General features: G+C 72.8%; 24 protein-coding genes and 2 pseudogenes. 22 read left to right on the forward strand and 4 right to left on the reverse strand.

What is annotated here, in order from left to right:
• Nucleotides 1–35 precede the first annotated feature (35 nt).
• On the reverse strand, nucleotides 36–797 hold the full coding sequence (locus KM933_RS08230; protein ID WP_221349729.1) for an enoyl-CoA hydratase/isomerase family protein: 762 nt from the start codon (nucleotides 795–797) through the stop codon (nucleotides 36–38).
• A gap of 98 nt (nucleotides 798–895) precedes the next feature.
• Between KM933_RS08230 and KM933_RS08235 the strand changes: the two genes are divergently transcribed.
• Nucleotides 896–1,582, forward strand: coding sequence for an HdeD family acid-resistance protein (locus KM933_RS08235; protein ID WP_221349731.1), 687 nt, complete (start codon nucleotides 896–898; stop codon nucleotides 1,580–1,582).
• 129 nt (nucleotides 1,583–1,711) lie between these two features.
• On the forward strand, nucleotides 1,712–2,221 hold the full coding sequence (locus KM933_RS08240; RefSeq protein ID WP_221349950.1) for an ATP-binding protein: 510 nt from the start codon (nucleotides 1,712–1,714) through the stop codon (nucleotides 2,219–2,221).
• 81 nt (nucleotides 2,222–2,302) lie between these two features.
• Here the strand turns inward: KM933_RS08240 and idi are convergent, their stop codons facing one another.
• Both idi and galE read right to left on the reverse strand, forming a co-directional pair.
• On the reverse strand, nucleotides 2,303–2,896 hold the full coding sequence (gene idi, locus KM933_RS08245; RefSeq protein WP_221349733.1) for an isopentenyl-diphosphate Delta-isomerase: 594 nt from the start codon (nucleotides 2,894–2,896) through the stop codon (nucleotides 2,303–2,305).
• Between the two features lie 356 nt (nucleotides 2,897–3,252).
• Nucleotides 3,253–4,221, reverse strand: coding sequence for a UDP-glucose 4-epimerase GalE (galE, locus tag KM933_RS08250; RefSeq protein ID WP_221349735.1), 969 nt, complete (start codon nucleotides 4,219–4,221; stop codon nucleotides 3,253–3,255).
• Between the two features lie 334 nt (nucleotides 4,222–4,555).
• Between galE and KM933_RS08255 the strand changes: the two genes are divergently transcribed.
• The 20 genes and pseudogenes from KM933_RS08255 to KM933_RS08350 all read left to right on the forward strand — a co-directional run bounded on the left by KM933_RS08255 (nucleotide 4,556) and on the right by KM933_RS08350 (nucleotide 25,290).
• Complete coding sequence (locus tag KM933_RS08255; protein WP_221349952.1) at nucleotides 4,556–6,397, forward strand: DUF5941 domain-containing protein; 1,842 nt, start codon at nucleotides 4,556–4,558, stop codon at nucleotides 6,395–6,397.
• The gene (locus tag KM933_RS08260) at nucleotides 6,394–7,146 is read left to right on the forward strand and encodes a phosphocholine cytidylyltransferase family protein (protein WP_221349736.1); all 753 of its coding nucleotides are present in this window, start codon (nucleotides 6,394–6,396) and stop codon (nucleotides 7,144–7,146) included. Before KM933_RS08255 ends, KM933_RS08260 begins: the two co-directional genes overlap by 4 nt.
• Nucleotides 7,134–8,195, forward strand: a complete 1,062-nt coding sequence (locus tag KM933_RS08265; protein WP_221349738.1) for an iron-containing alcohol dehydrogenase family protein — start codon at nucleotides 7,134–7,136, stop codon at nucleotides 8,193–8,195. The genes KM933_RS08260 and KM933_RS08265 overlap by 13 nt, the downstream gene beginning before the upstream one ends.
• Entirely contained in the window at nucleotides 8,173–8,952 is a 780-nt protein-coding gene (locus KM933_RS08270; RefSeq protein ID WP_221349740.1) for a CDP-alcohol phosphatidyltransferase family protein, read from the forward strand. Before KM933_RS08265 ends, KM933_RS08270 begins: the two co-directional genes overlap by 23 nt.
• On the forward strand, nucleotides 8,949–9,842 hold the full coding sequence (locus KM933_RS08275; protein ID WP_221349743.1) for a glycosyltransferase family 2 protein: 894 nt from the start codon (nucleotides 8,949–8,951) through the stop codon (nucleotides 9,840–9,842). The genes KM933_RS08270 and KM933_RS08275 overlap by 4 nt, the downstream gene beginning before the upstream one ends.
• Before the next feature lie 98 nt (nucleotides 9,843–9,940).
• On the forward strand, nucleotides 9,941–10,870 hold the full coding sequence (locus tag KM933_RS08280) for an ABC transporter permease (RefSeq protein ID WP_221349745.1): 930 nt from the start codon (nucleotides 9,941–9,943) through the stop codon (nucleotides 10,868–10,870).
• The gene (locus KM933_RS08285) at nucleotides 10,863–11,642 is read left to right on the forward strand and encodes an ABC transporter ATP-binding protein (protein WP_221349747.1); all 780 of its coding nucleotides are present in this window, start codon (nucleotides 10,863–10,865) and stop codon (nucleotides 11,640–11,642) included. Before KM933_RS08280 ends, KM933_RS08285 begins: the two co-directional genes overlap by 8 nt.
• A 392-nt stretch (nucleotides 11,643–12,034) precedes the next feature.
• The gene (gene hpnC / locus KM933_RS08290; RefSeq protein WP_221349749.1) at nucleotides 12,035–12,937 is read left to right on the forward strand and encodes a squalene synthase HpnC; all 903 of its coding nucleotides are present in this window, start codon (nucleotides 12,035–12,037) and stop codon (nucleotides 12,935–12,937) included.
• Complete coding sequence (gene hpnD / locus KM933_RS08295; RefSeq protein ID WP_221349751.1) at nucleotides 12,934–13,884, forward strand: presqualene diphosphate synthase HpnD; 951 nt, start codon at nucleotides 12,934–12,936, stop codon at nucleotides 13,882–13,884. The genes hpnC and hpnD overlap by 4 nt, the downstream gene beginning before the upstream one ends.
• Nucleotides 13,884–14,024: a DUF6380 family protein gene (locus tag KM933_RS40550; protein ID WP_221349753.1), complete on the forward strand. Its 141-nt coding sequence runs from the start codon at nucleotides 13,884–13,886 to the stop codon at nucleotides 14,022–14,024. The genes hpnD and KM933_RS40550 overlap by 1 nt, the downstream gene beginning before the upstream one ends.
• The gene (hpnE, locus tag KM933_RS08305; protein WP_221349755.1) at nucleotides 14,021–15,445 is read left to right on the forward strand and encodes a hydroxysqualene dehydroxylase HpnE; all 1,425 of its coding nucleotides are present in this window, start codon (nucleotides 14,021–14,023) and stop codon (nucleotides 15,443–15,445) included. Before KM933_RS40550 ends, hpnE begins: the two co-directional genes overlap by 4 nt.
• A complete protein-coding gene (locus tag KM933_RS08310; RefSeq protein WP_221349757.1) occupies nucleotides 15,442–16,578 on the forward strand; it encodes a polyprenyl synthetase family protein in 1,137 nt (378 codons plus the stop codon). Before hpnE ends, KM933_RS08310 begins: the two co-directional genes overlap by 4 nt.
• 110 nt (nucleotides 16,579–16,688) lie before the next feature.
• Complete coding sequence (shc, locus tag KM933_RS08315; protein WP_221349759.1) at nucleotides 16,689–18,707, forward strand: squalene--hopene cyclase; 2,019 nt, start codon at nucleotides 16,689–16,691, stop codon at nucleotides 18,705–18,707.
• The gene (locus KM933_RS08320; RefSeq protein WP_221349761.1) at nucleotides 18,707–19,351 is read left to right on the forward strand and encodes a phosphorylase family protein; all 645 of its coding nucleotides are present in this window, start codon (nucleotides 18,707–18,709) and stop codon (nucleotides 19,349–19,351) included. The genes shc and KM933_RS08320 overlap by 1 nt, the downstream gene beginning before the upstream one ends.
• 5 nt (nucleotides 19,352–19,356) lie before the next feature.
• Nucleotides 19,357–20,379, forward strand: coding sequence for an adenosyl-hopene transferase HpnH (gene hpnH, locus KM933_RS08325; protein ID WP_221349763.1), 1,023 nt, complete (start codon nucleotides 19,357–19,359; stop codon nucleotides 20,377–20,379).
• Between the two features lie 4 nt (nucleotides 20,380–20,383).
• Nucleotides 20,384–20,584: pseudogene (locus KM933_RS08330) on the forward strand (flavodoxin-dependent (E)-4-hydroxy-3-methylbut-2-enyl-diphosphate synthase); the annotation flags it as partial.
• A gap of 128 nt (nucleotides 20,585–20,712) precedes the next feature.
• Nucleotides 20,713–22,590, forward strand: a pseudogene (gene dxs / locus KM933_RS08335) (1-deoxy-D-xylulose-5-phosphate synthase); the annotation flags it as partial.
• Nucleotides 22,591–22,997: 407 nt separating this feature from the next.
• Nucleotides 22,998–24,395, forward strand: a complete 1,398-nt coding sequence (locus KM933_RS08340) for an aspartate aminotransferase family protein (RefSeq protein WP_221349765.1) — start codon at nucleotides 22,998–23,000, stop codon at nucleotides 24,393–24,395.
• Nucleotides 24,396–24,490: 95 nt separating this feature from the next.
• Nucleotides 24,491–25,168 carry a helix-turn-helix domain-containing protein gene (locus KM933_RS08345; protein WP_221349767.1) on the forward strand — a complete coding sequence of 226 codons (678 nt, stop codon included), beginning with the start codon at nucleotides 24,491–24,493 and terminating at the stop codon, nucleotides 25,166–25,168.
• Entirely contained in the window at nucleotides 25,165–25,290 is a 126-nt protein-coding gene (locus KM933_RS08350) for a DUF6126 family protein (protein ID WP_107019948.1), read from the forward strand. The genes KM933_RS08345 and KM933_RS08350 overlap by 4 nt, the downstream gene beginning before the upstream one ends.
• A gap of 24 nt (nucleotides 25,291–25,314) precedes the next feature.
• Here KM933_RS08350 and KM933_RS08355 read toward each other — a convergent pair whose 3' ends face one another.
• Nucleotides 25,315–26,112 (reverse strand): tyrosine-protein phosphatase, encoded by a 798-nt coding sequence (locus KM933_RS08355; protein WP_221349769.1) that lies wholly within the window; start codon nucleotides 26,110–26,112, stop codon nucleotides 25,315–25,317.
• Nucleotides 26,113–26,147: the final 35 nt, after the last annotated feature.

Raw genomic sequence — 26,147 nt, forward strand, 5'->3', positions numbered from 1 at the left:
CACCGACAACGGGGGATCAAGGGCCGCCGGCCCCCTCATCCCCTCCCGGCGGCCGGCGCCGTCCACGTGAAGGCGGCCGGCCGGCGCTCCAGGAAGGCGGCCACGCCCTCCGCGGTGTCGCCGGCGTCCCGCGCCTGCCGTGTCCAGTAGGCGTCGCGGTCGGTGCGGCCGTCGGCGAACTCCTTCGCCGCGGCCTGCGTCAGCTGCGAGCGGGACACCAGGATCCGCCCGAACTCCGCGACCCGCCCGTCCAGGTCGCCGACCGGCAGCACCTCGTCCGCCAGACCGGTGCGCAGCGCGCGTTCCGCGCCGATCAACTCGCCCGAGAACAGCAGGTACTTGGCGGTGGCCGGTCCGACCAGGGACACCAGCCGCCGGGTGGAGGAGGCCGCGTAGACGATCCCCAGCTTCGCCGGAGTGATCCCGAAGGACGCCCCCTCGTCCGCGAACCGCAGGTCGCACGCCGCCGCGAGCTGGCACCCGCCCCCCACGCAGTGGCCGCGTACGGCGGCCAGCGTCGGCTTCGGGAACGCGGCGAGCGCCTCCTCCGCCCCCACGGCGAGGCCCTGCGCCTCCACGGCCGAACCCCGCAGCGAGGAGATGTCGGCGCCGGCGCAGAACGTCCCGCCCTCCCCGGTCAGCACCAGCACCCGGACGGCCGGGTCGGCGGCCAGCGCGTCGAGCAGGGGAGGCAGCGCCCGCCACATGTCCGCCGTCATGGCGTTGCGCTTCGCCGGGTGGTGGATGACGACGGTGGCGACCCCGTCGGCGACGCTGTGCAGCAGCTGCGGCTCCATGGCCGGATGCTATCCGTCCCGCGCGAACGTACGATCAAGAAGGGGGCGGGTAGGCGTGAGGGCACCGGGGGCAGGCACGCAGGTCCGAGGAGGCGCTGATGGCCAGGTTCAGGCTCAGATCCGCAGACAGGTCCGTGGACGGGTCCGCAGAGAAGTCCGCACCGGCCACGCCCGAGGACGAGGCCGCGAAGCTCAGCCGCGGCTTCGGCTGGCTCGCCGCGCTCGGGGTGGTCCTGGTGCTCGCCGGCCTGGTGGGTCTCCTCTACACGGGATTCGCCACCCTGACCTCGATGCTGCTGTTCGGCTGGCTGCTGCTGATCGGCGGCGTGGTCGGCCTGCTGCACGCGGTGCAGGCCCGCGCCTCCAATTTCTTCTGGCTCGGGGTCGTGGTGGCGGCCCTGAACATCGCGGCCGGCATCGTGATCGTCACCAAGCCCGGGGCGGCAGCCGAGGCACTGACCATGTTCGCCGCGCTGCTCTTCCTGACCGGTGGCGTCTTCCGGCTGGTGGGCAGCATGGTGGTGCGCGGCCCGCAGTTCGGCTGGTCCCTCGTCCAAGGGGCCTTCGGCCTGCTGCTGGGCATCCTCGTGCTCGCGTCCTGGCCGAGCAGCAGCAAGTACGCCATCGGCACGTTCTTCTCGCTCGCGCTGCTCTTCGACGGGCTGGGCCTGGTGGCGACCGGGTACGGCGGCCGGCGCATCGTGAGTCTCGTCTCGGACCAAACCCGTACAACCGGAAGAGTTCCGGAATCGACACAAGACGGACATGGTTCGCCGCCCAGTTGACGATGTCTTTCGTGGGCGATCAAAAACCGGCGATATCCGCTGACTTCTGCTCAGTTATCCGGTATGGACCAGCGCGTTGCCAACACTCGACGTGTGGTGACAATCGAGCGCAAGGGCGGCGACCGGACGATGGACGACCAGGGGCGGGGGCCGGGCCCCCGTCCGGAGGACGGCGGGGGGCCGCCCCCCGAGGGGAGACCACCAGGCCCACTGCCGTACGAGGGGGTCTGGCGGTTCACCGCCCCCGCCGTCGACGCCTCGGTGCCGCAGGCCCGGCACGCGGTCCGTGACCTGCTGGCCCGCCAGGGCGTACCCGTCCCGGAGGACATCGTGCAGGGACTGCTGCTGATCGTCTCCGAGCTGGTGACCAACGCGGTGCGGCACGCGGCGGTGCTCTCCCCGACGCTCGCCGTCGAGGTCGCCGTCGGCGCCGAGTGGGTACGGGTCTCCGTCGAGGACGACCACCCCTACCGCCCGACGGCCCTGGAGACCGATCACGGCCGGACCGGCGGACGCGGCCTCCTCCTGGTCCGGGAGATCACGCACGAGGCGGGCGGGGTGTGCGACGTGGAGCACACGGCGTCGGGCGGCAAGGTGATCTGGTCGGCCCTGCCCCTCACCGCCGCGCGGGTGCGCTGAACCGCCGCGCGGGTGCGCTGAGGACCGGCGGAGGACGAGCCGCGCCCCGCCGCGACGGATCCGCGGCTCACGGACGGGCCCTCACCAGCCCGCGGCGTCCCCGGTCAGCTCCCGGATCGCCGGGCGGGCCGCGTCCAGCACGGTCATGAACCACGCGGAGAACGGCTCCCGCGCATGCCGCTCCGCCAGCTCGGCCGCGGACACGAAGGCCGTCGACCCGACCTCTTCGGGGTCCGGCCGCAGGACCGACTGCACCATCCCGACGAAGAGGTGGTTGAACTCCTGCTCCACCAGTCCCGACTCCGGGTCCGGGTGGTTGTAGCGGACCGTGCCCGCCTCGGCGAGGAGCGTCGGCGAGACGCCCAGCTCCTCGGACGTCCGGCGCGCGGCCGCCGCGAAGGGCGCCTCGCCGGGGTACGGGTGCCCGCAGCAGGTGTTGGACCACACGCCGGGGGAGTGGTACTTGCCCAGCGCCCGCCGCTGGAGCAGCAGCCGGCCCCGCTCGTCGAAGAGGAAGACGGAGAACGCCCGGTGCAGCTGCCCGGGCGGCTGGTGGGCCGTGAGCTTCTCCGCCGTGCCGATCGTGGCGCCGTCCTCGTCGACCAGTTCGAGCAAGATGGCTTCGGCGGCGCCGTTCGGCGAACTGTGCGTCGCGGTGGCAGGAGTGATCGGCATACCCATCCTTCGCATCGGTCTTCGAGCCCCAAGTCTGCCGTACCGGGCCGGCACTCCCGGCATCACGTGGAGCCCCGCCCGCCCGGTTCCGCCGAGCGGCCGAGCCGGGCATCACGTCCCTCACCGGCCGGACACCGGAAGGGCCCGGACACCTCATCGTTCCCGCCGCTACCGGTAGGGAACCCCCCAGAACGGGATCGATCGCCCTTTCGAGTGCCGTGGGGGCCGGGCCGTACGCCGTGGCCCGCAGGCGGTGCCCGGACCCGGCGGACCGGCCCGCACCCGCACGGGACCCCTCCGCCACCGGGCGTACGCCGGCCCCGTCCGCGGGCCCGCGGGGCTCCCGCCGGGCCGGCTCACCCGCGGTGCAGCAGCCAGCCCCGCCACGCGGACTCGACCATCTCGCGCACCCCGCGCCGCGCGCTCCAGTCCAGTTCCCGTGCGGCGCGTGCGGCCGAGGCGACCGCGCGCGGGGCGTCGCCGGGACGGCGCGGCCCGACGAGCGCCGGGCGGGCGTCACCGGTGACCTCGCCGATGAGCGTCACGAGCTCACGCACCGAGACCCCCTCGCCGCGGCCGATGTTCACCGTCAGGTCACCCGGCGCGTCCGCCGGGGCCAGCCGCCGGGCCGCCGCGAGATGAGCCTCGGCGAGGTCGGCGACATGGATGTAGTCGCGCACGCACGTGCCGTCCGGCGTCGGGTGGTCGTCGCCGAAGATCCGCGGGGACTCCCCGCGGGTGAGCCGGTCGAAGACCATGGGGACGACGTTGAAGACGCCGGTGTCCGCGAGTTCCGGCGCGGCGGCGCCCGCCACGTTGAAGTACCGCAGGCACACCGTCCCGATGCCGTGCGCGCGGCCCGCGGCCCGCACCAGCCACTCGCCCGCCAGCTTCGTCTCGCCGTAGGGGCTCAGCGGCGCGCACGGGGTGTCCTCGGTGATGAGGTCCACGTCCGGGTTGCCGTAGACGGCCGCGGACGAGGAGAAGACGAAACGCCGCACACCCGCCCCGGCCACCGCGTCCAGGAGCGTGGCGAGCCCGCCGACGTTCTCCTGGTAGTAGCGCGCGGGCTGGGACACGGACTCGCCGACCTGCTTGCGGGCGGCCAGGTGCACCACGCCCGTCACCGCGTGTTCGGCGAGGACCCGCTTCAGCAACTCCCCGTCCAGGGACGACCCCTGGACGAGCGGGATGCCCTCGGGCAGCCGCGCCGGAACGCCGGCCGAGAGGTCGTCGAGCGCGAGCACGCGCTCCCCGGCCCCGGCCATGGTCCGCGCCACATGTGCCCCGATGTACCCGGCCCCGCCGGTGATCAGCCATGTCATGGAGGCACACCTTATGCCGGTCCGGTCACGGCCCGGCCCGGGTCCGCCTTCGGCCCGTCCCGGCCCGGCTCCTCCGCGGCCCGGGTGGCTATGCCGGTAATTGCGCCGGAATGGTCCGTGGTTTGTGGGCCGGGCCCGGGATCCACGATGATGATCTCGGCGGACGCGCCGATCAGAACCTGTTGATCGGACCGTGAACGGGCGGTGAACGGCCGCTTCCCATCATCCGATAGCCTCTGCCGACATGCCGCCCGGCCGTCCCAGGCCCGGGGCGCACCCCCACCACGCACCCGCCCGGCGTCCCGCACGCCGGAACCCAGAGGAGTGAGTTCGTCTGCCGACCGCCATCCTCACCGGACAGCCGGTACCCGGATCGTCGCTGGAGGGCGATCTGCGGTCGCTCGGCTTCGACGTGCGGGCCGCCGTCGACGCGGCCGACGCCGAGACCCTCCTCGCCGCCGTCCCCGCGGACCAGCGGGTCGCCGTGGTCGACGCCCGCTTCGTGGGACACGTCCACGCGCTGCGGCTCGGCCTGACGGACCCCCGCTTCGAGGCCGCCGCGATCCCCGGCGCCGTCACCGCCCGGCCCGCGGCGCGTCCGGCGCTGGCCGGGGCGCTGCGCACCGCCTCCTCGGACGCGTCGAACGGCTCCGTGGTGGTCGGCATCGTCACCGACCGCGTCGCCGAACTCCTCGGCACCGGTCTGCACCGCCCCGAGCTGGGCGAGCTCGTCGCCGCGGTCCCCAGGGACCCCCAGGCCCGCAACGAGGCCCGGCAGGCCGTCGACGCCGTGGACGACGAGGCGATCCGGCTGCGTACGGCCGTGAAGTCCCGCGACGGCTTCTTCACCACGTACTGCGTCAGCCCCTACTCCCGCCACCTGGCCCGCTGGTGCGCCCGCCGGGGCCTGACCCCGAACCAGGTCACCACGGCCTCGCTGGTCACCGCGCTGATCGCGGCCGGCTGCGCGGCGACCGGCACCCGGGGCGGCTTCGTCGCCGCGGGGCTGCTGCTCCTCCTCTCCTTCGTCCTCGACTGCGCGGACGGCCAGCTCGCCCGCTACTCCCTGCAGTACTCCACGCTCGGCGCCTGGCTCGACGCGACCTTCGACCGCGCCAAGGAGTACGCCTACTACGCCGGCCTCGCCCTCGGCGCGGCCCGTGGCGGGGACGACGTGTGGGCGCTGGCCCTCGGCGCGATGGTCCTGCAGACCTGCCGGCACGTCGTCGACTTCTCCTTCAACGAGGCGAACGCCGGCAGCGCGGCCGCCGCCACCGGTCCCACCGCCGCCCTTTCGGGCAAGCTCGACAGCGTCGGCTGGACGGTCTGGCTGCGCCGCATGATCGTCCTGCCGATCGGCGAGCGCTGGGCGATGATCGCCGTGCTCACCGCCCTCACCACGCCCCGCACCACCTTCTGCGTGCTGCTGATCGGCTGCGCCTTCGCCGCGTGCTACACCACCGCCGGCCGGGTGCTGAGGTCGGTGACCCGCAGGGCGGTGGGGGTCCCCCCGGGCGTTCAGCGCCGGGGGCGGAGCGACCGGGCCGTCCGGGCACTGGCGGACCTCACCGACTCGGGCCCCCTCGCGCGGGCCTGCGCGGCGCTGCTCGGCCGGCTCCCGGCCAGGCCGCCGTTCGGTTCGCGCCTGCTGATCGCGCTGCCGGGCGCCGTGCTCCTCGTCGTCGCGGCCCGGACCTCCGGCCATGGCAGCTGGTGGCCCGTCCTCGCCGCGGCGCTGTACGTCCTCACCTCCGGCGCCGCCGTCGCGCGGCCCCTCGGGGGAGCGCTCGACTGGCTCGTCCCGCCGGTACTGCGCGCCGCCGAGTACGGCACCGTGCTGATCCTGGCGGCCGAAGCGGAGGTGAACGGCGCCCTTCCGGCGGCTTTCGGGCTGGTGGCCGCCGTCGCCTACCATCACTACGACACGGTGTACCGCATCCGCGGCGACGCCGGCGCGCCGCCGCACTGGCTGGTGCGGGCGATCGGCGGGCACGAAGGCAGGACACTGCTGGTCACCGTCCTGGCCGCGCTGCTCGCCGCCGAAGATTTCACGGTCGCGCTCACGGCTCTCGCCGTGGCCGTGGCACTGCTGGTGCTCTTCGAGAGCATCCGCTTCTGGGTGACCGCCCACAGGCGCGGCGCACCCGCCGTACACGATGAAGGAGAACCCGCATGATCGGCCTCGTGCTGGCTGCCGGCGCCGGACGGCGTCTGCGCCCCTACACCGACACGCTGCCCAAGGCCCTGGTGCCGGTCGGACCCGAAGGCGAGGAGGACGGCATCACCGTGCTCGACCTCACCCTCGGCAACTTCGCCGAGATCGGCCTGACCGAGGTCGCGATCATCGTCGGGTACCGCAAGGAAGCCGTCTACGAGCGGCGCGAGGCGCTGGAGCGGAAGTACGGCGTCAAGATCACGCTGATCGACAACGACAAGGCCGAGGAGTGGAACAACGCCTACTCCCTGTGGTGCGGCCGTGACGCCATCAAGCACTCGGTGATCCTCGCCAACGGCGACACCGTGCACCCGGTCTCCGTCGAGAAGACCCTGCTCGCCGCCCGCGGCGACGGCAGGAAGATCATCCTGGCCCTCGACACGGTGAAGTCCCTCGCCGACGAGGAGATGAAGGTCGTCGTCGGCCCCGAGGGCTCCATGACGAAGATCACCAAGCTGATGGACCCCGCGGAGGCGACCGGTGAGTACATCGGTGTGACCCTCATCGAGGGCGACGCCGCCGACGAGCTGGCCGACGCGCTGAAGACGGTCTTCGAGACGGACCCGCAGCAGTTCTACGAGCACGGCTACCAGGAGCTCGTGAACCGCGGCTTCCGGATCGACGTGGCCCCCATCGGCGACGTCAAGTGGGTCGAGATCGACAACCACGACGACCTCGCCAAGGGACGTGAGATCGCGTGCCAGTACTGACGAGGCTCATCCCCTCGCCGGTCGTCGTCGACATCCGTCCGGGCGCCCTGGACGACCTGGCGGCGGTCCTCGCCGACCAGCGCATCTCGCACTCCGGCAAGCTGGCCGTCGCGATCAGCGGCGGCTCGGGCGCCGTGCTGCGCGACCGGCTGGCCCCGGCGATGCCGGGCGCCGACTGGTTCGAGGTCGGGGGCGGCACCCTGGACGACGCGATCAAGCTCGGCGACGCCATGAAGAGGGGGCGCTACGACGCGGTCGTGGGCCTCGGCGGCGGCAAGATCATCGACTGCGCGAAGTTCGCCGCGGCCCGGATCGGCCTCCCGCTGGTCGCCGTCGCCACGAACCTCTCGCACGACGGCCTGTGCTCCCCGGTCGCGACCCTCGACAACGACGCGGGCCGCGGCTCCTACGGTGTGCCGAACCCGATCGCCGTGGTCATCGACCTCGACGTGATCCGGGAGGCCCCGGTCCGCTTCGTCCGCTCCGGTATCGGCGACGCCCTGTCCAACATCTCCGCGGTCGCGGACTGGGAGCTGGCCAACCGTGAGAAGGGCGAGCAGATCGACGGCCTCGCCGCCGCGATGGCCCGCCAGGCCGGCGAGGCCGTGCTGCGGCACCCGGGCGGCGTCGGCGACGACGGCTTCCTCCAGGTGCTGGCCGAGGGCCTGGTCCTCACCGGCATCTCGATGTCGGTGGCGGGCGACTCCCGCCCGGCGTCCGGCGCCTGCCACGAGATCAACCACGCCTTCGACCTGCTCTTCCCCAAGCGCGCCGCCAGCCACGGCGAGCAGTGCGGCCTGGGCGCCGCCTTCGCGATGCACCTGCGCGGTGCCCGCGAGGAGTCGGCGTACATGGCGGAGGTCCTGCGGCGCCACGGACTGCCCGTGCTGCCCGAGGAGATCGGCTTCACCCCGAACGAGTTCGTCCAGGTCGTGGAGTTCGCCCCGACGACCCGGCCGGGCCGCTTCACGATCCTCGAACACCTCGACCTGTCCACCGACCAGATCAGGGACGCATACGCCGACTATGCAAAAGCCATCGGTAGCTGAGCTCCGCCCGGTCGTCCACCCCCCGGGGGTCAAGGACCGGCGCAGCGGTGAGCACTGGGGAGGCCGGCTCTACATGCGCGAGATCTCGCTGCGCATCGACCGCCACTTGGTGAACACCCGGGTCACGCCCAACCAGCTGACCTACGTGATGACCGTCTTCGGCGTGCTCGCCGCCCCGGCCCTGCTGGTGCCGGGCATCCCGGGCGCCCTGCTCGGCGTGCTGATGGTCCAGCTGTACCTGCTGTTCGACTGCGTGGACGGCGAGATCGCCCGCTGGCGCAAGCAGTACTCGATGACCGGGGTGTACGTCGACCGCGTCGCCGCCTACCTGTGCGACGCCGCGGTCCTGGTCGGCTTCGGCCTGCGCGCCGCGGACCTGTGGGGCACCGGGCGGATCGACTGGCTGTGGGCGTTCCTCGGCACCCTGGCCGCCCTCGGCGCCGTCCTGATCAAGTCCGAGACCGACCTCGTCGGGGTCGCCCGCCACCAGACCGGGAAGGCACCGGTCCAGGAGTCGGCGTCCGAGCCGCGCTCCTCCGGCATGGCGCTGGCCCGCCGGGCCGCCGCCGCGCTGAAGTTCCACCGGCTCGTCCTGGGCATAGAGGCATCCCTGCTGATCCTGGTCCTCGCCGTCCTGGACACGGTCCGGGACGACCTGTTCTTCTCGCGGCTCGGCGTCGCGGTCCTGGCCGGCATCGCGCTGCTGCAGACCGTGCTGCACCTGGTGTCGATCCTCGCCTCCAGCAGGCTGAAGTGAGCACCGCCATGAAGGTCGGCGCGGTGATCATCACCATGGGCAACCGCCCCGACGAACTCCGCGCCCTCCTCGACTCGGTCGCCAAGCAGGACGGCGACCCGGTCGAGGTGGTCGTGGTCGGCAACGGCTCGCCCGTCCCCGACGTCACCGGGGCGATACCGAACGTCCGTACGGTCGAGCTGCCGGAGAACCTCGGCATCCCCGGCGGCCGCAACGTCGGCATCGAGGCGTTCGGCCCCGGCGGCACCGACGTGGACGTCCTGCTCTTCCTCGACGACGACGGCCTCCTCGCGCGCCACGACACCGCCGAGCTCTGCCGGCGGGCCTTCGCGGCCGACCCGGAGCTCGGCATCATCAGCTTCCGCATCGCCGACCCAGAGACCGGGATCACCCAGCGCCGCCACGTGCCGCGGCTGCGCGCCTCCGACCCGATGCGCGACTCCCGCGTCACCACCTTCCTCGGCGGCGCCAATGCGGTCCGCACGAAGGTGCTCGCCGAGGTCGGCGGGCTGCCCGACGAGTTCTTCTACGCCCACGAGGAGACCGACCTCGCCTGGCGGGCCCTGGACGCGGGCTGGATGATCGACTACCGCTCGGACATGGTGCTGAACCACCCCACGACCGCGCCCTCCCGGCACGCGGTCTACCACCGGATGGTCGCCCGCAACCGCGTCTGGCTGGCCCGCCGGAACCTGCCTGCCCCGCTGGTCCCCGTGTACCTCGGCGTGTGGATGCTGCTCACCCTCGCCCGCCGCCCCTCGGGGCCGGCCCTGAAGGCATGGTTCGGCGGTTTCAAGGAGGGCTGGACCAGCCCTTGCGGCCCCCGGCGGCCGATGAAGTGGCGTACGGTATGGCGCCTGACCCGTCTGGGCCGGCCACCGGTCATCTGACATGCTCGATGTCTGAGAGCATTCGGGCCGTACCCCGGTCCCTGTCTTTGGTCTGTGCCCCACCAGGCCGCGCATCTTGAGGACGAAAGTTTCCACTTGTGAGTGAGACAACGCATGACGGCGGCGTCGCGGTGAGCGCCCCCCCGTCCCCCGACGACGGGCTCTCCGCGGCGGACCTCGCCGCCAAGTACGGGCTGGCCGTGAGCGGTGCCCGGCCCGGGCTCGTCGACTACGTCCGCCAGCTCTGGGGACGGCGTCACTTCATCCTCGCCTTCTCGCAGGCGAAGCTCACCGCCCAGTACAGCCAGGCCAAGCTCGGCCAGCTGTGGCAGGTGGCCACACCGCTGCTGAACGCGGCCGTGTACTTCCTGATCTTCGGCCTGATCCTGAAGGCCGACCGCGGCATGGAGCGGGAGGTCTACATCCCGTTCCTGGTGACGGGTGTCTTCGTCTTCACCTTCACCCAGAGCTCGGTGATGGCGGGCGTGCGCGCGATCTCCGGCAACCTCGGCCTGGTCCGGGCACTGCACTTCCCGCGCGCCGCGCTGCCGATCTCGTTCTCGCTGCAGCAGCTCCAGCAGCTGCTCTTCTCGATGATCGTCCTGTTCGTCGTGGCGGTCGGCTTCGGCAGCTACCCGAGGCCGTCCTGGCTGCTGATCGTGCCGGTGCTGGTCCTGCAGTTCCTCTTCAACACCGGCCTGGCCATGATCATGGCCAGGATGGGCTCCAAGACCCCGGACCTGGCCCAGCTCATGCCGTTCGTGATGCGCACGTGGATGTACGCGTCCGGCGTCATGTTCTCGATCCCCGTGATGCTCGACGAGCACCCCGACTGGATCGCCGACATCCTCCAGTGGAACCCGGCCGCCATCTACATGGACCTGATGCGCTTCGCGCTCATCGACGGCTACGGCTCCGAGAACCTGCCGCCGCACGTGTGGGCGGTCGCGGGCGGCTGGGCCCTCCTCGTCGCCCTCGGCGGCTTCGTGTATTTCTGGAAGGCTGAGGAGCGCTACGGCCGTGGCTGAGCAGAACACCGGGAGCCCGATCCCGACCGTCATCGCGGACGAGCTGCACATCGTCTACCGGGTCAACGGCGCCAGGACCGGCAAGGGCAGCGCCACCGCAGCCCTCAGCCGCATAATCAAGCGCGGCGAGGAGCGGGGCGTGCGCAAGGTGCACGCCGTCCGCGGTGTCTCCTTCACGGCCTACCGCGGTGAGGCCATCGGCCTGATCGGTTCCAACGGCTCGGGCAAGTCCACCCTGCTGCGGGCCATCGCCGGACTGCTCCCCGCCGAGAGGGGCCACGTCTACACCGACGGCCAGCCCTCGCTCCTCGGCGTCAACGCGGCCCTGATGAACGACCTGACCGGCGAGCGCAACGTCATCCTCGGCGGACTGGCCATGGGCATGTCCCGGGAACAGATCAAGGAGCGCTACCAGGACATCGTCGAGTTCTCGGGCATCAACGAGAAGGGCGACTTCATCACCCTGCCGATGCGCACCTACTCCTCCGGCATGGCCGCCCGGCTGCGCTTCTCCATCGCGGCGGCCAAGGACCACGACGTCCTGATGATCGACGAGGCCCTCGCCACCGGCGACCGCAATTTCCAGAAGCGCTCCGAGGCCCGGATCCGGGAGCTGCGCAAGGAGGCCGGCACGGTCTTCCTCGTCAGCCACAACAACAAGTCGATCCGTGACACGTGCGACCGCGTCCTGTGGCTGGAACGCGGCGAGCTCCGCCTGGACGGCCCGACCGACGAGGTCATCAAGGAGTACGAGAAGTTCACGGGCAGGTAACCCGTGCCGCCGAGCAGGACGCAGGGCCCCGCCGGAACGGTTCGGCGGGGCCCTGCGTCTGCCAAGAAAACGTCAACTCCCCACGCCCGTAGGAATCTTGACGCCAATCGGTGTGTTCTTGTGATGTGCGGGACACCCCGGCGGAGCGTGGTGGGTTGTACAACGTAAGCTGTACCGGTGCTGATTCGCGGCAAGTGGGGCGATAGCGCACGACACCCGGCATAGGGCCCGCCGTGCGAACAGCCGGGTGGCCGGGCGGCGTGTCCGAAAGAGGCACCAATGGGTCAGCAGTGTAGAACGGGAGATATGACGGCAATGGCTACGGAAGGTCTCCGGCTCCGCCGTGCGTGTGCCGTCTGCGGGTGTGCCGCCCCCGGCCCGGGCGGCGGACGGTGACGCCAGTCGGGACGGTGCGCACGGGCGACCCGGAGCGCAGCACCCTCGACAAGGCCGCGGACGAGAACTTTCCCGTGGCGCCGTTCTTCCTGCCCAGGGCCTGGCGCGCCGACCTCGTGGCGGTCTACGGCTTCGCCCGGCTCGTCGACGACATCGGCGACGGGGACCTGGCCCCCGGCGGCGCGGACGCCCGCCTCCTCGGTGTGCCGCCCGAGGAGGCCGGGGACCGGGTCGTGCTGCTCGACGCCTTCGAGGCGGACCTGCGCAGGGTCTTCGACTCGACACCCGGCCACCCGCTCCTGCGCCGCCTCCAGCCGACGGTCCGCCGCGCCGGCCTGACCCCCGAGCCCTTCCTCGCCCTGATCGCGGCCAACCGCCAGGACCAGCTCGTCCGGCGGTACGCGACCTACGGCGACCTCCTCGCCTACTGCGAGCTGTCCGCCAACCCGGTCGGCCGTCTCGTCCTGTCCGTCACCGGCGCCTCGACCCCCGAACGGGTCCGCCGCTCCGACGCGATCTGCACGGCCCTGCAGATCGTCGAGCACCTCCAGGACGTCGCCGAGGACCTCGGCCGCGACCGCGTCTACCTCCCCGCCGAGGACATGGAGCGCTTCCACGTCCGGGAGGCGGACCTCGCCGCACCCACGGCAGGCGCATCGGTGCGCGCGCTGGTCGCGTACGAAGCAGAACGCGCCCGCGGTCTCCTGAATGAAGGCACCCCCCTCGTGGGTAGCGTCCACGGCAGGCTGAGGCTGCTGCTCGCGGGGTTCGTGGCAGGGGGCGGGGCGGCGATCCGGGCGATCACCGCCGCCGAGTTCGACGTACTTCCCGGCCCGCCGAAGCCCGGCAAGCTCCAGTTGCTGCGCGAGGTGGGAGTGACCCTGCGAGGAAAGGGGTGATCCGGACCGTGGAGCCGCAACCGCACCTGTCCGCACCGGTACTCGCCGCATACGGCTACTGCGAGGCGATCACCGGGCGGCAGGCCCGCAACTTCGCGTACGGCATCCGGCTGCTGCCGGCGCCCAAGCGCCGTGCCATGTCCGCGCTGTACGCGTTCTCACGGCGCGTCGACGACATCGGCGACGGCACGCTCGCACCCGACGTCAAGGCCAAGCGGCTGGAGGAGACCCGGACCCTGCTCACCCGGGTCCGCGAACGGTCGGTGGACGACGACGACACCGACCCGGTCGCCGTCGCGCTGCGGCACACGGCGGACCACTTCCCGGTGCCGCTCGACGGCCTCGACGAACTCATCGACGGCGTCCTGATGGACGTCCGCGGCGAGACGTACGAGACCTGGGACGACCTCAGGGTCTACTGCCGCTGCGTCGCCGGGGCCATCGGCCGGCTCTCGCTCGGCGTCTTCGGCACGGAACCGGGGGCGCGCGGGGCCGAGCGGGCCCCCGAGTACGCGGACACGCTCGGCCTTGCCCTGCAGCTCACCAACATCCTCAGGGACGTCCGGGAGGACGCCGGGGACGGCCGGACCTATCTGCCCGCGGACGACCTCGCGAAGTTCGGCTGCTCGGCCGGGTTCGGCGGGCCGCGCCCGCCGGAGGGCTCCGACTTCGCGGGCCTCGTGCACTTCGAGGTGCGGCGGGCCCGCGCGCTGTTCGCGGAGGGCTACCGGCTGCTGCCGATGCTGGACCGGCGCAGCGGCGCCTGCGTGGCCGCGATGGCCGGCATCTACCGCCGCCTCCTGGACCGCATCGAGCGCGAACCGGAGGCCGTCCTGCGCGGCCGGGTCTCGCTGCCCGGCCGTGAGAAGGCGTACGTCGCCGTGCGGGGCCTGTCCGGTCTCGACGCCCGGCACGTCTCGCGCCGGACCGTCAGGAGGCGGGCCTGATGGACACTCCGTCCCAGGACGACGCAAGTCCCTGGAAACGGGACGCAACCCTCCGGTCGCGGACGGCGTCCCTGACTGCGACGGCCGGCCGCGCCCCGTTCCACCGGCACGGCGGAGCCGCGGGGGAAGGTGCGCGATGAACGACACCACGCAGGACGAAGGGCCCGCCGCCGGCGCGTCGGACCGCCCCGCGACGGCCGTGGTGGTCGGCGGGGGGCTCGCGGGAACGACCTCGGCCCTCGCGCTGGCCGACGCGGGAGTCCGGGTGACGCTGCTCGAAGGCCGGCCCCGCCTCGGCGGACTCGCCTTCTCCTTCCGGCGCGGCGACCTCACGGTGGACAACGGCCAGCACGTCTACCTGCGCTGCTGCACGGCCTACCGCTGGTTCCTCGACCGCGTCGGGGCGGCGGACCTCGCGCCGCTGCAGGAACGTCTCGACGTCCCCGTCCTCGACGCCGGGGCGCGGCCGGGGCGCCGGCTCGGCAGGATCGGCCGCACGGCGCTGCCCGTGCCGCTGCATCTCGCGCGCAGCCTCGCGGCCTACCCGCATCTGTCGCTCGCCGAGCGTGCCCGGGTGGGCCGTGCCGCCTGGGCGCTCAGGAAGCTCGATCCCGCCGACCCCGCGCTCGACACGCGCAGCTTCGGCAGCTGGCTGGCCGCGCACGGCCAGTCGGACCGGGCCGTCGAGGCACTGTGGGACCTCGTGGGGGTCGCCACCCTCAACGCGGTGGCCGGCGACGCCTCGCTCGGGCTCGCCGCGATGGTGTTCAGGACCGGGCTGCTCTCCGCCCCGGGCGCCGCCGACATCGGCTGGGCACACGTCCCGCTGGGAGAACTGCACGACCGGCTGGCCCGCAAGGCGCTCGACTCCGCGGGCGTCCGTACCGAAGTCCGTACCCGTGTCACCTCCGTCTCCCGCCAGGAGAACGGCCGCTGGCGCGTCCGGGTGCCCGGCGGGACGCTGGAGACCGACGCCGTCGTGCTCGCCGTACCGCAGCGCGAGGCCCACGACCTGCTGCCGCAGGGCGCGCTCGACGCCCCGGGGCGGCTGCTGGAGATCGGCACGGCGCCGATCCTCAACATCCACGTCGTGTACGACCGCACGGTGCTCGCCCGGCCGTTCTTCGCCGCGCTCGGCTCCCCGGTGCAGTGGGTCTTCGACCGGACCGCGGCCTCCGGGCTGCGGGAGGGCCAGTACCTCGCGCTGTCGCAGTCGGCCGCGCAGGACGAGATCGACACACCCGTCGCGACGCTGCGCGAGCGCTACCTGCCCGAGCTGGAGCGGCTGCTGCCCCGCACCCGGGACGCCCGGGTCCGGGACTTCTTCGTGACCAGGGAGCGGACGGCGACGTTCGCCCCGGCCCCCGGCGTCGGCCGGCTGCGGCCCGGCGCCCGCACCGGGGTCCCCGGCCTGTACCTGGCCGGCGCGTGGACCGCCACGGGGTGGCCCGCGACCATGGAGGGCGCGGTCCGCAGCGGGGTGAGCGCGGCCGACGCCGCGCTGAGCGCCCTGGGCCGGCCCCGCGACCACCTCGCCGAGCTGTTCGAGGAGGCGGCATGACGCCCGGCCGGAGCGCGGCCGCCACCGGCTCCCGCAGCCCCAGTACCGCCAATGGAGGAGAGACTGTGCCCACTGTGCCCCCGGCATCGAAGACTGCCGACGCGGTGGACGTGACCGCGCTCCTGGAGCGCGGCCGGACCCTGGCCTCACCGGTGCTGCGGGCGGCCATCGACCGCCTCGCCCCGCCCATGGACACGGTCGCCGCCTACCACTTCGGCTGGATCGACGCCGCCGGCAACCCCGCCGAGGGCGACGGGGGCAAGGCCGTCCGGCCCGCCCTGGCCGTGCTGTCCGCCGAGGCCGCCGGCGCCGCCCCCGAGGTGGGCGTGCCGGGCGCGGTCGCCGTGGAACTGGTGCACAACTTCTCGCTCCTGCACGACGACCTGATGGACGGCGACGAGCAGCGCCGCCACCGTGACACCGTCTGGAAGGTGCACGGCCCCGCCCAGGCGATCCTCGTGGGCGACGCGCTGTTCGCGCTGGCCAACGAACTGCTCCTCGAACTCGGCACGGTCGAGGCGGGCCGCGCCACCCGCCGGCTGACCACCGCCACGCGCGCGCTGATCGACGGCCAGGCGCAGGACATCTCCTACGAGCACCGCGACCGGGTCAGCGTCGAGGAGTGCCTGGAGATGGAGGGCAACAAGACCGGCGCCCTGCTCGCCTGCGCCTGCTCCATCGGTGCGGTCCTCGGCGGCGCCGACGACCGCACGGCCGACACCCTGGAGAAGTACGGCTACCACCTCGGCCTCGCCTTCCAGGCCGTCGACGACCTGCTCGGCATCTGGGGCGACCCGGTGGCCACCGGCAAGCAGACCTGGAGCGACCTGCGCCAGCGCAAGAAGTCCCTGCCGGTCGTGGCCGCGCTCGCGGCGGGCGGCCCGGCCTCCGTGCGACTCGGCGAACTGCTCGCCGCGGACGCCGGCCGGAGCGACTTCGAGAACTTCTCCGAGGAGGAGTTCGCCGCGCGCGCCGCGCTCATCGAGGAGGCCGGCGGCCGCGAGTGGACCGCCCAGGAGGCGCGCCGCCAGCACACCGTCGCCGTCGAGGCGCTCGACACGATCCGCATGCCGGACCGGGTGCGGGCCCAGTTCGTGGAGCTGGCCGACTTCGTCGTCGTACGGAAGAGATGAGCCCCATCGGTCGGACAGCCCTCGCGTAGTCGCCGGCCGGTGCCGCGGAACCACACGTACCGGCCGACGGCGGACCCACAGCAGAGACACCACTGCACGAAGGGGAAGCCATGACAGCGACGACCGACGGAAGCCCCGGGGCCCTGCCGCCCCGTGCAACCTCGGCCAGCGACATCCGGACGGAACCGACCCCCGCGGCGGCCGGGCCGGCCGGTGTGCGGGACGCCGCCGCGCACGCGATGCGGCGCGCCACCGAATTCCTGCTCGCCGCACAGGACGCCCAGGGCTGGTGGAAGGGCGACCTGGAGACCAACGTCACGATGGACGCGGAGGACCTGCTGCTCCGCCGGTTCCTGGGCATCGAGGACCACGGGACCACGCAGGCCGCCGCCCTGTTCATCCGCGGTGAACAGCGCGAGGACGGCACCTGGGCCTCCTTCTACGGCGGACCGGGCGAACTCTCCACGACCATCGAGGCGTACGTCGCCCTGCGGCTGGCCGGTGACGCACCGGAGGACCCGCACATGGCGCGGGCGGCCGCGTGGATCCGCGGACAGGGGGGCATCGCCGCCGCCCGTGTCTTCACCCGGATCTGGCTGGCCCTGTTCGGCTGGTGGAAGTGGGACGACCTCCCCGAACTCCCGCCGGAGCTCATCTGGTTCCCCAGGTGGGCACCGCTCAACATCTACGACTTCGGCTGCTGGGCCCGGCAGACCATAGTGCCGCTCACCGTCGTCTCGGCCAAGCGCCCGGTGCGTCCCGCGCCCTTCGCCCTGGACGAGCTGCACACCGACCCCCGTCGTCCCCGCCCGGCCCGGCCGCGGGCCGGACTGGCCAGCTGGGACGGGGTGTTCCAGCGGCTCGACCGGGCCCTGCACGCCTACCGCAGGGTCGCCCCGCGCCGGCTGCGCGGGGCCGCGATGAACAGCGCCGCCCGCTGGATCATCGAGCGCCAGGAGAACGACGGGTGCTGGGGAGGCATCCAGCCGCCCGCCGTCTACTCGGTCATCGCCCTGTACCTGCTCGGCTACGACCTCGACCACCCCGTGATGCGCGAGGGACTCGCCTCCCTGGACCGCTTCGCCGTGTGGCGCGAGGACGGGGCCCGCATGATCGAGGCATGCCAGTCACCGGTGTGGGACACCTGCCTGGCGACCATCGCGCTCGCCGACGCGGGCGTGCCCGCCGACCATCCGCAGCTGGTGCGGGCGGCGGACTGGATGCTCGGCGAGGAGATCGTCCGTCCCGGCGACTGGGCGGTCAAACGGCCCGGACTCCCGCCCGGCGGCTGGGCCTTCGAGTTCCACAACGACAACTACCCCGACATCGACGACACCGCCGAGGTGGTCCTCGCGCTGCGCCGCGTCGAGCACCACGACCCGGAGCGCGTGGAGAAGGCCATCGGGCGCGGGGTGCGCTGGAACCTCGGCATGCAGTCGAGGAACGGCGCGTGGGGCGCCTTCGACGTCGACAACACCAGTCCCTTACCCAACCGGCTGCCGTTCTGCGACTTCGGCGAGGTCATCGACCCGCCGTCCGCCGACGTCACCGCGCACGTCGTGGAGATGCTCGCGGTCGAGGGCCTCGCCCACGACCCGCGCACCCGCCGGGGCATCGAGTGGCTGCTCGCCGAACAGGAGGAGAACGGCTCCTGGTTCGGCCGCTGGGGCGTCAACTACGTGTACGGGACCGGGTCGGTGGTGCCCGCGCTGGCCGCCGCCGGGCTGCCCGGCTCGCACCCCGCGATCCGCCGGGCGGTGACCTGGCTGGAGACCGTGCAGAACGACGACGGCGGGTGGGGCGAGGACCTGCGCTCCTACCGGGACGCCGCCGGGTGGGGCGGACGGGGCGTCTCGACCGCCTCCCAGACCGCGTGGGCGCTGCTGGCGCTGCTCGCGGCGGGGGAGCGGGACTCCAGGGCCGTCGAGCGCGGCATCGCCTGGCTCGCCCGGACCCAGCTGGCGGACGGCTCCTGGGACGAGCCGTACTTCACCGGCACCGGGTTCCCGTGGGACTTCTCCATCAACTACCACCTCTACCGGCAGGTCTTCCCGCTGACCGCGCTCGGCCGGTACGTCAACGGCGAACCGTTCGCCGCCCCGCGGCACTCCTCGCGCAGGGCGCACTGATGGGCGGGGCACCGCGCGCCGCCCCGCTGCTGATCGCCTGCGCACTGGGCATCGAGCGGCTCGCCCTGCGCACCGGCGGCGACCGCGGCGGCGCCGCGGGACCGGTCACCGTGGTGCGCACCGGCATGGGGGCGCCGGCCGCCCGGCGGGCGGTCGGCAGGGCGCTGGCCGGACCCGCGATGAGCGGGGCGGCCGTCCTGGCCACGGGCTTCTGCGCCGGTCTCGCCCCCGGTATGCGTCCGGGAGACCTGGTCGTCGCCGAGGAGACCCGGGACCCGCACGGAGTCACCCCGTGCGTGGGCACCGGCCTGCTCGTCGGGGAACTGAAGCGCGCCGTTCCCGGGCGCGCCGTCCACACGGGACCGCTCACCGGTTCCGATCACATCGTCCGCGGCCACGAACGGCCGCGGCTGCTCGCGACCGGGGCGATCGCGGTCGACATGGAGTCGGCTGCCACGCTCCACACGGCCGTCGGCACGGGAGAGCGTCCGGTTGCCGCCGTACGGGTGGTCGTGGACGCTCCCGCATATGAACTCGTCCGGATCGGCACGCTGCGCGGTGGAATATCGGCTTTCCGCGTCCTCCGTGCCATCCTTCCCGTTTTTCATGAATGGCACCGTTCTCCGCTGCTCCCCAGGAGGTGAGCCAGATGGCCATGCCGCTCCGCCAGACCATCAAGGTCGCGACGTATCTCCTCGAACAGAAACTGCGCGGGCGGGACAAGTTCCCGCTGATCGTCGAACTGGAACCGCTGTACGCCTGCAACCTGAAGTGCGAGGGCTGCGGCAAGATCCAGCACCCGGCCGGAGTCCTCAAGCAGCGCATGCCGGTGGCGCAGGCCGTGGGGGCGGTGCTCGAATCGGGCGCGCCGATGGTGTCCATCGCCGGCGGCGAACCCCTGATGCACCCGCACATCGACGAGATCGTCCGGCAGCTGGTGGCCCGGAGGAAGTACGTCTTCCTGTGCACCAACGCGGTGCTGCTGCGCAAGAAACTGGACAGGTTCACCCCCTCGCCGTACTTCGCGTTCACCGTGCACATCGACGGCCTGCGGGAGCGGCACGACGCGTCCGTCGCCAAGGAGGGGGTGTTCGACGAGGCGGTCGAGGCCATCAAGGAGGCCAAGAGGCGCGGCTTCCGGGTGACCACCAACTCGACCTTCTTCAACACCGACACCCCCCAGACCATCGTCGAGGTGCTCGACTTCCTCAACGACGACCTGGCCGTGGACGAGATGATGATCTCGCCCGCCTACGCCTACGAGAAGGCGCCCGACCAGGAGCACTTCCTCGGGGTGGAGCAGACCCGCGAGCTGTTCAGGAAGGCATTCGCGGGCGGCAACCGGCTGCGCTGGCGCCTCAACCACTCCCCGCTCTTCCTGGACTTCCTGGAGGGCCGGGCCGACTTCCCCTGCACGGCCTGGGCGATCCCCAACTACTCGCTCTTCGGCTGGCAGCGGCCCTGCTACCTGATGAGCGACGGGTACGTCACGACGTACAAGGAGCTGATCGAGGAGACCGACTGGGACGCCTACGGCCGCGGCAAGGACCCGCGGTGCGCCAACTGCATGGCGCACTGCGGCTACGAGCCGACCGCGGTCATGGCCACCATGGGCTCCCTCAGGGAGTCCCTGCGGGCCGCCCGCGAGACCGTCTCGGCGAACCGCGGGTGACGACATGACCGCCGTCTCCCTGGGCCTCCCCGAGGTGCCGGTCCGGCCGGTCGCGCAGCGCCGTGCCTCACGGCGCCTCCAGGTCGGACCGGTGGCGGTCGGGGGCGGGGCGCCCGTCTCGGTGCAGTCGATGACGACGACCCGTACGTCGGACGTCGGTGCCACGCTCCAGCAGATCGCCGAGCTGACCGCGGCCGGCTGCGAGGAGGCGACGGGGCTCGCCGAGCGGATGCGGGCCGACGGCGTCGCGCCGGGCGCGCCGGAGGTCACGGCGGCGGGGGCACCCGTCGGCACGGTGGGGTAGCTGCAGCACGGACCGAGAGGGGGCCCGACGTGACGATTCTGGAGACCATCCGGGGACCGCGCGACCTGAAGGCGCTGTCCGAGGCCGGGACCGGCCGGGTGGCCGAGGAGATCCGGGAGTTCCTGGTGCACGCCGTCGCCAGGACCGGGGGACATCTGGGACCCAATCTGGGGGTGGTGGAACTGTCCATCGCGCTCCACCGGGTCTTCGAGTCACCCGTCGACCGCATCCTGTGGGACACCGGCCACCAGAGCTATGTGCACAAGTTGCTGACCGGGCGTCAGGACTTCTCCAAGCTGCGCGGCAAGGGCGGCCTGTCCGGCTACCCCTCGCGCGAGGAGTCCGAGCACGACGTCATCGAGAACAGCCACGCGTCCACCGCGCTCGGCTGGGCCGACGGGCTCGCCAAGGCCCGTCAGGTGCGGGGGGAGAAGGGGCACGTCGTCGCGGTCGTCGGCGACGGCGCGCTCACCGGCGGCATGGCCTGGGAGGCGCTCAACAACATCGCCGCCGCCAAGGACCGGCCGTTGATCATCGTCGTCAACGACAACGAGCGCTCGTACGCGCCCACCATCGGCGGCCTCGCCGACCACCTGGCGGCCCTGCGCACCACCGACGGCTACGAGAAGGCACTGGCATGGGGCAAGGACGTCCTGCTGCGCACCCCCGTCGTCGGCGGCACGCTCTACGAGTCGCTGCACGGCGCCAAGAAGGGGTTCAAGGACGCGTTCGCCCCGCAGGGCATGTTCGAGGACCTCGGGCTGAAGTACGTCGGGCCGATCGACGGGCACGACACGGGCGCGGTCGAGTCGGCCCTGCGGCGCGCGAAACGCTTCCACGGGCCCGTGCTCGTCCACTGCCTGACGGAGAAGGGACGCGGTTACGAGCCCGCGCTGGCGCACGAGGAGGACCACTTCCACACGGTCGGTGCGATGGACCCGCTCACCTGCGAGCCGCTCGCACCCCCCGGCGGTCCGTCCTGGACCTCCGTGTTCGGCGACGAGATCGTGCGCATCGGGGAGGAGCGCGACGACGTCGTGGCGATCACGGCGGCCATGCTGCACCCGGTGGGGCTCACGAAGTTCGCCGAGAGGTTCCCCGGACGGGTGTGGGACGTCGGTATCGCCGAGCAGCACGCGGCGGTGTCCGCGGCGGGGCTCGCGACCGGCGGGCTGCACCCGGTCGTCGCCGTGTACGCGACCTTCCTCAACCGCGCCTTCGACCAGCTCCTCATGGACGTCGCCCTGCACCGCTGCGGGGTGACGTTCGTGCTGGACCGGGCCGGTGTGACGGGCGCCGACGGGGCGTCGCACAACGGCATGTGGGACCTGTCGGTCCTCCAGGTCGTGCCGGGGCTCAGGATCGCCGCGCCGCGGGACGCCGGCCAGCTCCGTGCCCAGCTGCGCGAGGCGGTCGCCGTGGACGACGCCCCCACGCTGCTCCGCTTCCCCAAGGAGTCGGTGGGCCCGGACGTCCCGGCGGTCGACCGGGTGGGCGGCGTCGACGTCCTGCACCGCGGTGAGCGGGCCGACGTGCTCCTGGTCGCCGTCGGCGTGATGGCACCGGTGTGCCTGCGCGCGGCCGGACTGCTGGAGGCCCGGGGGATCGGCTGCACGGTCGTGGACCCCCGCTGGGTCAAACCCGTCGACCCCGCGCTGCCCCCGCTGGCCGCCGGTCACCGCATGGTCGCGGTCGTCGAGGACAACAGCCGGGCCGCCGGTGTGGGCGCGGCGGTCGCGCTCGCGCTGGGGGACGCCGAGGTCGACGTACCCGTACGGCGGTTCGGCATCCCCGAGCAGTTCCTCGCGCACGCCAAGCGGAGCGAGGTGCTCGCCGACATCGGGCTGACGCCCGTCGAGATCGCGGGCCGGATCAGCGCGAGCCTGGCCCTGCGGGACGCAGCCGGGTCTCCCCGGCGGCGGCCGGCCACGAAGCGCGCCCGGCCGGCGCCGGCCGGGCGGGGGGCTCCCGGGGCGCGGGAGACCGACCCCGCGGCCGGGACACCGACCCCCGGCGAGCGGGCGGTCACGGAACGGGCGCCCCGGAAGGCCCCGCCCGCCCGGAGGCACACCGCCGGGCGGGCGGCCACCGGCGAACAGGCGGCCACCGAGGCGCGGGAGGGCGCCGGGGCGCCGACGGGCGCCGGGAAACCGGCAACCGCCGGAGAACGGACGGTCGCCGGGAAACGGGCGGCGGCCGGGGAACGGACGGCCGACGGGGAACAGGCGGTCGACGGACCACCGGCGGCCGCCGGGGAGCGGCGGGTCGCCGGTGGGCCCGTCGCCAAGACGCACGTGTCCGAGGAGAAGCAGGGATGACCACCAGCGGACCCCAGGAGTTCGACCTCGCCGGCCTCCTCGCCGAGCGCGGGGCCGAGCGCTACGAGCTGCACGCCAAGTACCTGAACCACCAGCTGCCGCGCATGCTGCACACCATCGGCTTCGACAAGGTCTACGAACGGGCCGAGGGCGCCCACTTCTGGGACGCGGACGGCAACGACCACCTGGACATGCTCGCCGGGTTCGGGGTGATGGGCCTGGGCCGCCACCACCCCGTCGTCCGCAAGGCCCTGCACGACGTCCTGGACGCCGGGCTCGCCGACCTGACCCGCTTCGACTGCCAGCCGCTGCCCGGACTGCTGGCGGAGAGGCTGCTCGCCCACAGCCCGCACCTGGACCGGGTGTTCTTCGGCAACAGCGGTACGGAGGCCGTGGAGACCGCGCTGAAGTTCGCCCGGTACGCCACCGGGAAGCCGCGCGTGCTGTACTGCGCGCACTCCTTCCACGGCCTGACCACCGGCTCCCTGTCCGTGAACGGCGAGGACGCCTTCCGGGACGGTTTCGCCCCGCTGCTGCCCGACACGGCGGTCCCGCTCGGCGACCTCGACGTCCTGGCGGCGGAGCTGCGGAAGGGCGACGTCGCCGCGCTGATCGTCGAGCCGATCCAGGGCAAGGGCGTGCACGAGTCGCCGCCCGGCTACCTGCGCGCCGCCCAGGAGGTGCTGCACCGGAACGGCGCGCTGCTCATCGCGGACGAGGTCCAGACCGGGCTCGGCCGGACCGGGGACTTCTACGCCTACCAGCACGAGGACGGGGTCGAGCCGGACCTGGTCTGCGTGGCGAAGGCGCTGTCGGGCGGTTATGTGCCCGTGAGCGCGACCCTCGGCAAGGACTGGATCTTCAAGAAGGTCTACTCGTCCATGGACCGCGTCCTCGTGCACTCCGCGAGTTTCGGGGCCAACGCGCAGGCCATGGCGGCCGGGCTCGCAGTCCTGTCGGTCATGGAGAACGAGCAGGTCGTGGCCAACGCCCGTGCCACGGGCGAGCTGCTGAAGTCCCGGCTCACGGCGCTCGTCGACACGTACGAGCTGCTGAGCGACGTACGCGGCCGGGGACTGATGATCGGCATCGAGTTCGGCCGGCCGAGGTCGCTGAAGCTGCGCGGCCGCTGGACCATGCTCCAGACCGCGCGCAAGGGGCTCTTCGCGCAGATGGTGGTCGTGCCGCTGCTCCAGCGCCACCGGATCCTCACCCAGGTCTCCGGCGACCACCTGGAGGTGATCAAGCTGATCCCGCCGCTGGTGATCGGCGAACAGGACGTGGACCGGTTCGTGGACGCGTTCACCGCCGTGATGGACGACGCGCACAGCGGGGGCGGGCTGATGTGGGACTTCGGGAAGACCCTGGTCAAACAGGCGGTCGCCAACAGGTAGGGCACCCGCCACGGACGGGAACTGCGGGCACGGGCTCTTTTTGCCTCTGTGGCAATGAATTTGCCTCGGAGGCAAGCCTGCGGCTCAATGGACCCATGAACCCCGCCAAGGGTACGGGCCCCGCCGAGCCGGAGACGGCCGGGGACCCGCTGCCCGCCGTCGCCCCCCGGCTGCGCGCGCTGCGGCGCCGCGCGGCCCTCACCCTGGAGTCCGCGGCCCGCGCCGCCGGCCTCTCGCCCGCCCACCTCTCCCGGCTGGAGACCGGGCAGCGCCAGCCCTCGCTGCCGATGCTGCTCGCACTGGCCCGGATCTACGCCACCACCGTGTCGGACCTGCTCGGTGAGACGGTCACCGGGCGGGACGCGGTCGTGCGCCGCGCCGACATGGAGCCCACCCTGGCCGGCGGCTGGACCTACTGGCAGGCCGGCGCCGCCGGACGCGGCATGCAGTCCCTGCGGGTGCGCGTCCCGTACGGGGCACAGGGCGACATCGTGCGGGTCCACCCCGGCGAGGAGTGGCTGTACGTCCTCCAGGGGAGGCTGCGGCTGCGCCTCGGGGACACCGCGCACGTCCTCGCACCCGGCGACAGCGCGCACTTCGACTCGCTGACCCCGCACCGGATCGCCGCCGCGGACCGGGACGGGACCGAACTCCTCTTCGTGCACACCCTGCTGCAGAGTCCGACGGCCGCTCTGTGCCTCGGCCCGACGGCGACCACCGTGACCTCAGCGACCTCTGCGACCTCGACGACGATCCCAGGAGAAGACTCATGAAGGACATCGAGGAGAAGTTCCCGCGCGCGCTGTGGGTGCGGCTCATCATCTACGTGGCGGTCGGGCACGTCTTCGCCGCCTTCATCTACCTGCTGTTCACGCTCGGGGCGCAGAACCAGTAGGCCGGGACCGGGACCCGGACCGGGTCAGTCGAGGAGCCGCTCCCGCAGCCGCTCCCGTATCGCGGGAGTGACGCCGAGCGCCCGCTCCAGGTACGCGTCGGTCCCGCCCCACGTCTCCTCGATCGTGTCGAACGCCGCCGTCAGGTACTCGGCGCGCGCGTCGAAGAGCGGACCGAGCAGCTCCATCACCTCGGGTGTGTACGCCGAGGCGGCGGAACCGCTGCGGCGGACCTTGTAGCGGCGGTGCCCGGCGTTCGACTCCAGGTAGTCCGCCATGACGGCGTCGCGCTCGACGTCCAGGGCGAGGAGCGTGACGGCGACGGAGAGGCCGGCACGGTCCTTGCCGGCCGCGCAGTGCATCAGGGCCGGGACGCTGTCCTCGGCCAGCGCGTGCAGCACCTGACGGTGCTCGGCCGTGCGCTCCTTGATGATCGTGCGGTACGACACGATCATGCGGTTCGCCGCCCGGCCGTCCGCGAGCAGCCCGCGCAGCTGGTCCAGGTCCCCGTCGCGGACCATCCTCCAGAACTCGGCGCCGTCGGCGGGGTCCGTCAGCGGCAGGTTCACGTTCCGTACCCCGGGCAGCTCGACGTCGGCGCCCTCCAGCCGCTGGTCCGCCGCGTTGCGGAAGTCGAAGACCGTGTGCAGGCCCAGGGAGGCGAGGAACGCGGCGTCCGAGGCCGTCGCGTGCGCGAGGTGGCCGCTGCGGAACAGCCGTCCGTACGCCACCCGCCTGCCGTCGGCCGTCGGCAGGCCGCCCACGTCACGGAAGTTGCGCACTCCGGCCAGCTCGGGCTCGGTCGAGGGGACCTGCTGCGTCACGGGAGCTCCTCCGTCCGCTGCCGACGCGGCTCGTC

The sequence above is a fragment of the Streptomyces beigongshangae genome, assembly GCF_019710745.1.
Lineage (GTDB): Bacteria > Actinomycetota > Actinomycetes > Streptomycetales > Streptomycetaceae > Streptomyces > Streptomyces beigongshangae.